The organism is Oceanisphaera sediminis, assembly GCF_039539745.1.
Lineage (GTDB): Bacteria > Pseudomonadota > Gammaproteobacteria > Enterobacterales > Aeromonadaceae > Oceanimonas > Oceanimonas sediminis.
Window position 1 is genome coordinate 80,397 of record NZ_BAABDS010000040.1, and the last position, 9,447, is coordinate 89,843.

A 9,447-nucleotide genomic window follows, 5' to 3' on the forward strand; every position below is an offset into this window, starting at 1 on the left:
ATTTTAAATTCAACATTGAATGGTAAAAACTCGAAACTTAATTTAAATTCATCAAAATACCGCCTTATTTTTGCAGGATATCCAAAATATGATGGAAAAAAGCGATCTTCATTATCGAATCGATAATCTGGATAAATCCATTCTGATGGCGCTGATGGAAAATGCCCGGGTGCCCTATGCCGAACTGGCCAAACGATTCTCGGTCAGCCCCGGCACCATTCATGTGCGGGTAGAGAAAATGAAGCAGGCGGGGATCATCGAAGGCACCCGGGTACAGGTGAACCCCAAGAAGCTGGGCTACGATGTCTGCTGTTTTATCGGCATCATACTGAAAAGCGCCCGGGACTACCCCCAGGCGCTGGCCAGGCTGGAACAGCTGGAAGAAGTAGTCGAGGCCTATTACACCACAGGGCACTACAACATCTTCATCAAGGTGATGACCCGCTCCATCGACGAGCTGCAGCAGGTATTGATCCACCGCTTGCAGCCCATCGACGAAATTCAGTCCACCGAAACCCTGATTTCGCTGCAGCAGCCGATAGACAGGGATGTGACTCCCTGAGGAGTGAGGAGTGATACCAATTTGAATAAACATCTGATCATTTTAACCCCGGGATCAGAGGCAACACAGTCGCCTCCCACGACACGCCATAAACTCATCCCTGAGGGCTCGGGAAATGCCGTCCATGGCATTTCACGGTCGTGGGAGTCGATCTCTGTTGCCTCTTCTCGAGCATCGAGTTGTCTGTAGACGGCGCTAACAGGCAACGCCGGTGCATCAAGGAGAGCAAAGGGATCTGCTCAGCCGACCATCCGCGCCACGGATGGCGCGGCTGAGCCTCCAGGGAGGGATTCACGGCGAGTCGGCGGAGCGGGCCCTTTGTTCGACTTTTATACAAAAATGAAATAGATCATTTGTTTAGCGGGATTGGTATGAGTCCCCTCACTTTTGGCCGCGGGTAAACAAGCATCGTAGGTTGGGGGACCCCCCAACCCTGTTAACCCTATGCTCAGTGATGCTCACTTCATCTTGTTCAGAGCCTCTTGCATCTGCTTGAGTCGCAGCTGCTTCAGCTTGCTGTCGGCGGCAATTTTCTCCAGCGTCGCGGCTTTCAGATCCGCATCCTCGATACCGGCCGCCTTGTGCTCGGCCATCAGCTTGTGCATCAACTGTTGCTGCTCGCTGGCGGCCAAACGGGCACGCTGGGTGGCAAAAAACTGGGCCTTCAGCTCGGGAGTATCCAGCTGTTCCAGCCGCTTGCTCAGGTGTTGCTCAAACCGCTCGGCATTCATCATCTTGCCGCCCATCATGCCATGCCCTCGCTTGCCATGATGATCATGGCCATGCATGCCTCTGTGGTCACCCCGGTCACAGTCTTCCATCATGGCGGAACGTCCGGCGCCTTCAGCACCGTGGTAGGCGGCATTGACCAGGACGGGAGCCGTCAGCAGGGTAGCGGCAAGCAGCAAAACACTGTGTTTGATTTTCATAATATGACCTCAATCTGAGTGGTGGTTTCGCTATTAATTAAAGCAGCGCCTTGTCAGCAAACTGTGTCGTCGGCCGTCTTTTTTGTCACAAAGTGTGACGCTCTTGCCCGCTGCCATACTTTGACATTATTTCCCCAATCAAGGCGCTTATACTGGTGCGGTAACCACGAGAGGGCGACGCATGAACAAAGGCAAACACTTACTGGTCGTCGACGATCACGGAGAAATCCGTGATCTGTTGAAACGTTTTCTGGAGCAACACGGCTACCGAGTACAGGGCGTGCGGGACGGCCAGGAAATGCGCCAGTACCTGAGCCGCCAGCAGCCCGATCTGATCATTCTGGATTTGATGCTGCCCGGCGACGACGGTCTGACCCTGTGCCGCGAGTTACGCGGCCAGGGCAATCAGGTGCCCATCATCATGCTCACCGCCATGGGCGAGGAAACCGACCGCATCGTGGGGCTGGAAATGGGCGCCGACGACTACCTGCCCAAACCCTTCAATCCGCGCGAATTGCTGGCCCGCATCAAGGCGGTGTTGCGTCGTCAGTCTCAGGCCGAGCAGCCCACCATCACGGATTCACCGAAACAACTGCGTTTCGCGCACTGGACCCTGGACACGGCCCGCCGCGAGCTCATCGACCGCCAGGGCGTCACCATCAGCCTGAGTACCGCCGAATTCGATCTGCTGCGGGTGTTCACCCGGCACCCCAATCGGGTCTTGAGCCGGGATCAACTGCTGGATCTGGCCCGTGGACGGGAGGCCCAGGCTTTCGATCGCGCCATCGATACCCTGGTCAGCCGGTTGCGCCGCAAGCTGGAGCCGGACTCCCGTCACCCCACTCTGATCAAAACCATCTGGGGCGGCGGCTACATGCTGGCCACCGAGGTACATCATGAAGATTGAACGCTGCCGCTACTGGCTGGGCAGCCTGACCGGCCAGATCATTCTGGTTGCGCTGTTCGCCCTGCTGCTGATCCAGCTGGCCGGGGTGCAAATCTACCGCCTGGAGCGCGAGGCAACCCTGGGCCTGGTCAACAGCCGCTTTACCCTGCAACGGCTGATTGCCGTGACCAGCCTGCTCAATCAGTCGCCCCCCGCCCTGCACGCCGAAATTCTGCGCGCCAGCCGCAGCGAAACCCTGCGCCTGCAGCTGAATGACGAGGCCCTCCTGCCCGACGAGCGCAGCAGCAACTTCGAGCGCATCGTGCGAAGCAAGCTCAGCTACCCCGCTCGGCTCAACATTTATATCAGCGCCGAATCCCGCCATGGTCTGACCGACTGGTCACCGCCGGATCATCATCGGCATCGTCATCCGCCACGGCGCGCCGATATTCGTCTGCGCGGGGCCATCGAACTCGCTGACGGCCGCTGGCTGAGCTTTACCTCCTTGACCGACAGGGAAGTACCCGGCTGGTCCATCAAGGCTACCCTGTCCTTTATTCTGCTCGCCGCCCTGCTGGCCGGGTTGATGATCTGGCTGCTGCAACGGACCACCCGGCCGTTGAAAGAGCTGGCCCGTCAGGCCGAGCGGCTGGGTCGCGGTGACAGCGCCGAGCCGCTCAAAGAAAGCGGCCCCAGTGAAATTCGTGAAACCCTGTCTGCCTTCAACCGCATGCAGGACCGGCTCGATCGTTTCGTGTCCGATCGCACCCGCATGCTGGCCGCCATTTCGCACGATCTGCGCACCCCCATCACCACCCTGCAATTGCGTTGCGAATTTCTGCCCGACGGCGAAGACAAACAGAAAATACAGCAGGGGCTGAAACGCATGGAGCAGATGCTGAGCGCCACCCTGCAATTTGCCCGGGAAGACGGCATGGCCGAGCCGGTACGAAGTCTGGATCTGTCCAGCCTGGTGCAGAGCCTGTGCGACGATTTACAGGACAACGGCCACGATGTCAGCCTGGAAGAAAGAGACGCCATTCTCTACCGGGGTCGACCCACCGCCTTGCGCCGCGCCCTGCAGAACCTGCTGGAAAACGGCGTCAAATACGGTGACAAGGTGAAAGTCAGGCTGCTCGACGAACCGGGCCAGATACGAATACTGATCCGTGACTTTGGCCCCGGCATACCGCCGGATCAGCTGGAAGAAGTATTCAAACCCTTTACCCGGCTCGATTCGGCCCGCGATCTGACCGACGGCAGCATAGGTCTGGGGCTGGCCATTGCCCGCACCCTCATTCATCAGCACGGTGGCGAGCTGACCCTGGACAACCATTCCCAGGGCGGCTTGCTGGTGCAGGTGCGGTTACCGCACTGACGCCGCTTTACAGCCAGGATGAAAGTTTCTACATTGGACGGCCTCCCTCATTACAAGGAAAGTTTTCGATGAAAGACGAAACCCTGGCGGTCCATCACGGCTATACCACGGACCCCACCACCAAGTCCGTGGCCGTGCCTATCTATCAGACCGTGGCCTACGAGTTTGACAGCGCCCAGCACGGCGCCGATCTGTTCAACCTGGAAGTGCCGGGCAATATCTACACCCGCATCATGAACCCGACCAACGACGTGCTGGAACAGCGGGTAGCCGCGCTGGAAGGGGGCATTGCCGGTCTGGTGGTATCGGCCGGCAGCGCCGCCATTCATTACGCCATTCTGACCCTGGCCCAGAATGGCGACAACATCATCACCACGCCGCAGCTGTACGGCGGCACCTACACCCTGTTCGCCCACATGCTGCCGAGCCTGGGTATTGAGGTCCGTTTTGCCGAAGACGCCAGCCCGGACGCCATCGGCAGACTGATCGACGCCAACACCAAGGCGGTATTCTGCGAAAGCATCGGTAACCCGGCGGGCAACGTGGCCGATATTCAGGGGCTGGCCGACGTGGCTCATGCCCATGGCGTGCCGCTGGTGGTCGACAACACGGTCGCCACGCCGCTGCTGTGCAAGCCCATCGACTTCGGTGCCGACATCGTAGTGCACTCGCTCACCAAATACATCGGCGGTCACGGTAACTCGCTCGGCGGCATCATCGTCGACAGCGGCAGCTTTCCCTGGGCCGAGCACAAAGACCGTTTCCCCCAGTTCAACAACCCGGAGCCGGCCTACCACGGTGTGGTGTATAACGAGGCCTTCGGCCCCGCCGCCTTTATCGCCCGCGCCCGCACCGTGCCGTTGCGCAACACCGGCAGCGCCCTGGCGCCGCTCAACGCCTTCCTGCTGCTGCAGGGGCTGGAAACCCTGCCGCTGCGCATGGAGCGCCACGTCGACAACACCTTCAAGGTGGCCAACTTCCTGAAAGATCACCCGCTGGTGGCCTGGGTCAACTACGCCGGTCTGCCGGATCACCCGGATTTCGAACGCGCCCAGCGTTTCATGAAAGGCAAACCCTCGGCCATTCTGTCGTTCGGGCTCAAGGACGGCTATGAAGCCGGCGTGCGTTTCTACGATGCGCTCACGCTCATCAAGCGGCTGGTCAACATCGGTGACGCCAAGTCACTGGCCTGTCACCCGGCCTCCACCACCCACCGCCAGATGAGCGAAGCCGAGCAGGCTCAGGCGGGCGTGAAGCCGGAGATGATTCGTTTGTCCATCGGCATAGAGCACAGCGACGACATCCTTGCCGATCTGGAGCAGGCGCTGAAGGCCTGATCCGGAAAGAAAAACCGGTTTCCAATAAGCCGCTGTAAATAACACTGGCCCCGTCGAACCAGGTTCGGCGGGGCCAGTTTTTAATCTGATGCGCCGACGTTCAGGACCTCGCCGCTTAGCCCACCAATCCCAGCGCCAGCTTGGCCGCCAGCAGCCACATCAAAGTACCGATGATGGCATCCATTCCCTTCTGCACCAGCGGCTTGTTGAGCCAGTGGCTCATGCGCGCCGCCGCCAGCGCCAGGGTAAAGAACCAGATCAATGACGCACTGAAACAACCGAGAGCGAAGGCCCACTTGTCCTGCTCGGCGAAGCCACCGCCCACCGAGCCCAGTATCATCACGGTCTCGATATACACCTGCGGGTTGAGCAGGGTCACCGCCAGCACCCCGATGATCACCGCCTTCAGCCCCCGTTCACGCCCGTTCAATGCCACCGCCTGCCCCTGCTGGAACACCCGGCGCCAGCAGTGCGCACCGTACAGCAGCAAGAACGCCATGCCCGCCAGGCTGATGCCCCAGTACAGCACGCCATGGGACTGCAGCGCCGCGCCACCACCGAACACGCCCAGGCTGATCAACAGCACATCGAACAGGCTGCAGATGGCCGCCACCAGCAGATGATATTGCCGCCGTATGCCCTGATTGAGCACGAAGGCGTTCTGCGCCCCGATGGGAATAATCAGCCCCGCCCCCAACGTAAATCCCTGCACCCAGGGTAACCAGTACATCATTCCGTATGCTCGCCTTGTTGACTCGAATGGCGACCAGACTAAAGAGTGGTTAGAGTTAAGTAAAACTAATAAAATTTCATCATCATAAGAATAATTAATGGCAGGAGCCTGTATGAGCGAACTGGACTACAAGCTGCTGGCCGCCCTGGACAAGGTGGTCGGCGAGCAAAGCTTCGAGCGGGCCGCCCGGCTGCTGCACCTGACCCAGTCGGCGGTGTCGCAACGCATCAAGCAGCTGGAATTGCGACTGGCCCAGCCGTTGCTGGTGCGCGGCCAGCCACCCCAGCCCACCGAGGCGGGCCGACGGCTGCTGGCCCATTATCGTCAGGTCAGCCAGCTGGAAAGTGCCGTCATGGCCGATCTGTTGCCGGACGCGCCGCAAAAACCGCTCACCGTCACCATCGTCACCAACGCCGACAGCCTGGCCACCTGGCTGATCCCGGCGCTCACGCCTCTGCTGCACAGCCACCCGATAGAGCTCAATCTGCTGATCGAGGATGAATCCCGAAGCCTGGAGCGACTGAAGCGCGGTGAGGCCTTCGGGGCCATCAGCCTGCATGGCGAGCCGCCGCCTGGCTGTCGCTGCGACGCCCTCGGCAAAATGGACTACCTACTGGTGGCCACTCCGGCATTTCGGCAGCGTTACTTTACCGAAGGTCTGAACCTGACCGCCCTGCAGCAGGCACCGGCGGTCGCGTTCGACCAGCGCGACGACATGCACGCCCGCTATATAGAACAACATTTCGGACTGCCACCCGGGGACTATCCCTGCCATGCAGTACGCTCTGCCGAAGCCTTCGTCGCCATCGCTCGCTCCGGGGCGGCCTATTGCCTTATCCCCCGGCTGATGATCGAAGAAGACCTGATGAGCGGCCGACTGATCGAGCTGTATCCGCAGGGAAGGCTGACCGAGTCGCTGTACTGGCATCGCTGGTTACTGGAACGAGGCATTCACAAAGACTTGTCTCATCGCCTGATCGACTACGCCCGGCAAGCGCTACCGCCCCTTGACTCTGGAGATACATCCAGGGTTTAAACTCCGAACAATCCGTTCAGACAAGGAGTGCCTCATGGGACAGCGCTGCCATCACAACCGTTCAACAAGCGAACATAAAGCACACCAGCATGATCACCGGTGTGCACCCCGTGCCGAGCCCGGCGCCGAACAGCCCGCTACGGCAGGCGTCACCCGGTTGACGACCAACGATAACAGCCCCGACGGTGATGACGACCCAGGCCAGACTCATTACTGGCGCATCGGCGGCATGGACTGCCCCGGTTGCGCGGGCAAGATCGAAACCGCGGTGCGCCGTCTGCCCGGCGTGCTGAGTGCCGAGGTGCGCTTTGCCACCGAGCGATTGCAGGTAATACTGACCCCCAAAACCACCACCCATACCGTAGAGCAGAGCATCCGTGCCGCCGGTTTTACGCCCCTTGACGAACATTCGGCCGGGCAAGACACCGAGCAGACCCCGGCTCCCTGGTGGCAGCAGTACGCATCGATACTGACCCTGCTGGCCCTGATGCTGGCCGCCGCTGCCGCCAGCCTGTTTGTCCCCGGCGCGGCCCAGCCGCTGTTTACCCTGGCCACCCTCTGGGGTCTGTGGCCCATCGGTCGCAAGGCGCTGCAACTGGCGCGCAGCGGCTCGCCCTTTTCCATCGAAACCCTGATGACGGTCGCCGCCTTAGGTGCCCTGCTGCTCGGCGAAACCGCCGAAGCCGCCATGGTGCTGCTGCTGTTCCTGGTGGGAGAAAAGCTGGAAAGCCTGGCCGCCAATAAAGCCCGCCGGGGCGTAAAGGCGCTGATGGCGCTGGTTCCCGATCAGGCACTACGGGTTAGTGCCAACGGCCTGGAGGAAGTGGCCGTAGCCCGCCTGCGGCCGGACGATGAAATAGAGGTACACCCCGGTGGCCGACTGCCGGTGGACGGCGTACTGCTGAGCGAGCTGGCGGCATTTGATGAAAGCGCCGTCACCGGCGAATCGGTACCAGTTGACCGGAGCAAAGGCGAGCGACTGGCCGCCGGCAGCCTGCTGGTCGACGTAGCGGCCCGCGTAAAAGTCACCTCGGCCCCGGGCAACAACACCATAGACCGCATCCTGCACCTGATGGAACAGGCCGAGTCCAACCGGGCGCCCATCGCCCGTTTTATCGAACGCTTCAGCCGCTGGTACACCCCGCTGATGATACTGGCGGCAGCCCTGGTCGCGCTGGCGCCGCCGCTGCTGATGGCCGCCGACTGGGAAACCTGGATTTACCGGGGGTTGGTGCTGTTACTGATCGGTTGCCCCTGCGCTCTGGTGATCAGCACCCCGGCGGCGGTGACCTCAGCCCTGGCCAGCGCCAGCCGAATAGGCATTCTGATCAAGGGCGGCGCCGCCCTCGAACAGCTGGGCAAAATAGACACCATGGCCTTCGACAAGACCGGCACCCTGACCAAGGGGGAACCGCAGCTGCAACAGCTAATCATCTATTCGCCCTTCGAACGGAAGCAGATACTGACACTGGCTGCCGGGCTGGAGGCCGGCTCGCATCATCCGCTGGCCAAGGCGCTGGTGGCCGCCGCCGAGGCAGAAGGCATAGCGCCTGAAACTCTGCCTTATCGCCGCACCCTGCCCGGCGCCGGCATCGAAAGCGAGTGGCAGGGGCAGCCATTGCTGATCTGCACCCCGGCGCACCTGTCGACCGGAATACTCACCGCCGATCAGCAAACACATATCGACCGGCTGCGGACCGAGGCTCATACCCTGGTGGTATTGGTAGTCGGCAAACAAATTGCCGCCCTGTTCGCCCTGAGTGATCCGCTGCGCGAGGATGCCAAGACCGGCATCGCCGCCCTGCGAGCGCTGAACATCCGCTGCCTGATGCTGACCGGTGATCACCGGGCCGCTGCCGCCCCCATCGCCGCCGAGCTGGGTATCGATTACCTGGCCGAACTCACACCGCAACACAAACTGGAGCAACTGGTAAATCTCGGTCGCTCCCGCCAGTTGGCCATGGTGGGTGACGGCATCAACGACGCGCCGGCACTCAAGCAGGCCAGCGTCGGCATTGCCATGGGTCAGGGTACCGACGTGGCGCTGGACAGCGCCGATGCCGCCCTCACCCACAGCCGGCTTACCGGCTTGGCCGAGGCGGTGAGCCTGTCGCGCGCCACCCATCGCATCATTCGCCAGAACATCGCCCTGGCGCTGGGACTGAAGGCGGTGTTTCTGGTCACCAGTATCCTCGGCATCACCGGCCTGTGGCTGGCGGTACTGGCCGACACCGGCGCCACCGCGCTGGTGACCCTCAACGCCCTTCGGTTGCTGAGATTTACAGGTAGTGAAAGGTGAGGTGATACCAGTTTGAATAAACATCTGATCATTTTAACCCCGAGATCAGAGGCAACTCCCTGGCATCAGGGAGGATAAAGGGATCTGCTCCGCCGACCCTCCGCGCCAGGGATGGCGCGGTGGAGCCCCCATGGATGGGTTCACGGCGTGTCGGCGGAGCTGGCCCTTTGTCCGACCTTTGCAGAGCAAGCAAATAGATCAGTTATTTAATCTGTTTGGCTATGTATGAGTTAACTGTGTCTACACTGTATTTATATACAGAAATATGGTGGGCCAGATTATGGAAT

General features: G+C 60.7%; 8 protein-coding genes. 6 read left to right on the forward strand and 2 right to left on the reverse strand.

The window, feature by feature from the left end; all coding sequences use genetic code 11:
- Positions 1 to 91 precede the first annotated feature (91 nt).
- Positions 92 to 562, forward strand: coding sequence for a transcriptional regulator AsnC (asnC, locus tag ABD827_RS15005; protein WP_298720870.1), 471 nt, complete (start codon positions 92 to 94; stop codon positions 560 to 562).
- A 458-nt stretch (positions 563 to 1,020) separates the two neighbouring features.
- Here the strand turns inward: asnC and ABD827_RS15010 are convergent, their stop codons facing one another.
- Positions 1,021 to 1,491 carry a hypothetical protein gene (locus ABD827_RS15010; RefSeq protein WP_344965491.1) on the reverse strand — a complete coding sequence of 157 codons (471 nt, stop codon included), beginning with the start codon at positions 1,489 to 1,491 and terminating at the stop codon, positions 1,021 to 1,023.
- 181 nt (positions 1,492 to 1,672) lie between these two features.
- Here ABD827_RS15010 and ABD827_RS15015 point away from each other — a divergent pair, with 181 nt between their 5' ends.
- The 3 genes from ABD827_RS15015 to ABD827_RS15025 all read left to right on the forward strand — a co-directional run bounded on the left by ABD827_RS15015 (position 1,673) and on the right by ABD827_RS15025 (position 5,092).
- Positions 1,673 to 2,398, forward strand: coding sequence for a response regulator (locus ABD827_RS15015; RefSeq protein WP_344965492.1), 726 nt, complete (start codon positions 1,673 to 1,675; stop codon positions 2,396 to 2,398).
- Positions 2,388 to 3,755, forward strand: coding sequence for an ATP-binding protein (locus tag ABD827_RS15020; RefSeq protein WP_344965493.1), 1,368 nt, complete (start codon positions 2,388 to 2,390; stop codon positions 3,753 to 3,755). The genes ABD827_RS15015 and ABD827_RS15020 overlap by 11 nt, the downstream gene beginning before the upstream one ends.
- A gap of 68 nt (positions 3,756 to 3,823) precedes the next feature.
- A complete protein-coding gene (locus tag ABD827_RS15025) occupies positions 3,824 to 5,092 on the forward strand; it encodes an O-acetylhomoserine aminocarboxypropyltransferase/cysteine synthase family protein (RefSeq protein ID WP_344965494.1) in 1,269 nt (422 codons plus the stop codon).
- Between the two features lie 115 nt (positions 5,093 to 5,207).
- On the opposite strand, the gene ABD827_RS15030 is transcribed toward ABD827_RS15025, so the two are convergent.
- Positions 5,208 to 5,825, reverse strand: a complete 618-nt coding sequence (locus tag ABD827_RS15030; RefSeq protein ID WP_344965495.1) for a LysE/ArgO family amino acid transporter — start codon at positions 5,823 to 5,825, stop codon at positions 5,208 to 5,210.
- A 112-nt stretch (positions 5,826 to 5,937) separates the two neighbouring features.
- Between ABD827_RS15030 and ABD827_RS15035 the strand changes: the two genes are divergently transcribed.
- Both ABD827_RS15035 and ABD827_RS15040 read left to right on the forward strand, forming a co-directional pair.
- Positions 5,938 to 6,861 (forward strand): LysR family transcriptional regulator ArgP, encoded by a 924-nt coding sequence (locus tag ABD827_RS15035; RefSeq protein WP_344965496.1) that lies wholly within the window; start codon positions 5,938 to 5,940, stop codon positions 6,859 to 6,861.
- Between the two features lie 34 nt (positions 6,862 to 6,895).
- Entirely contained in the window at positions 6,896 to 9,160 is a 2,265-nt protein-coding gene (locus ABD827_RS15040) for a heavy metal translocating P-type ATPase (protein WP_344965497.1), read from the forward strand.
- Positions 9,161 to 9,447: the final 287 nt, after the last annotated feature.

Bases quoted from the DNA above. Each gene is read 5' to 3' on its own strand.
- asnC (WP_298720870.1), top strand. From the start codon at position 92: ATGGAAAAAAGCGATCTTCATTATCGAATCGATAATCTGGATAAATCC.
- ABD827_RS15010 (WP_344965491.1), bottom strand. From the start codon at position 1,491: ATGAAAATCAAACACAGTGTTTTGCTGCTTGCCGCTACCCTGCTGACG.
- ABD827_RS15015 (WP_344965492.1), top strand. From the start codon at position 1,673: ATGAACAAAGGCAAACACTTACTGGTCGTCGACGATCACGGAGAAATC.
- ABD827_RS15020 (WP_344965493.1), top strand. From the start codon at position 2,388: ATGAAGATTGAACGCTGCCGCTACTGGCTGGGCAGCCTGACCGGCCAG.
- ABD827_RS15025 (WP_344965494.1), top strand. From the start codon at position 3,824: ATGAAAGACGAAACCCTGGCGGTCCATCACGGCTATACCACGGACCCC.
- ABD827_RS15030 (WP_344965495.1), bottom strand. From the start codon at position 5,825: ATGATGTACTGGTTACCCTGGGTGCAGGGATTTACGTTGGGGGCGGGG.
- ABD827_RS15035 (WP_344965496.1), top strand. From the start codon at position 5,938: ATGAGCGAACTGGACTACAAGCTGCTGGCCGCCCTGGACAAGGTGGTC.
- ABD827_RS15040 (WP_344965497.1), top strand. From the start codon at position 6,896: ATGGGACAGCGCTGCCATCACAACCGTTCAACAAGCGAACATAAAGCA.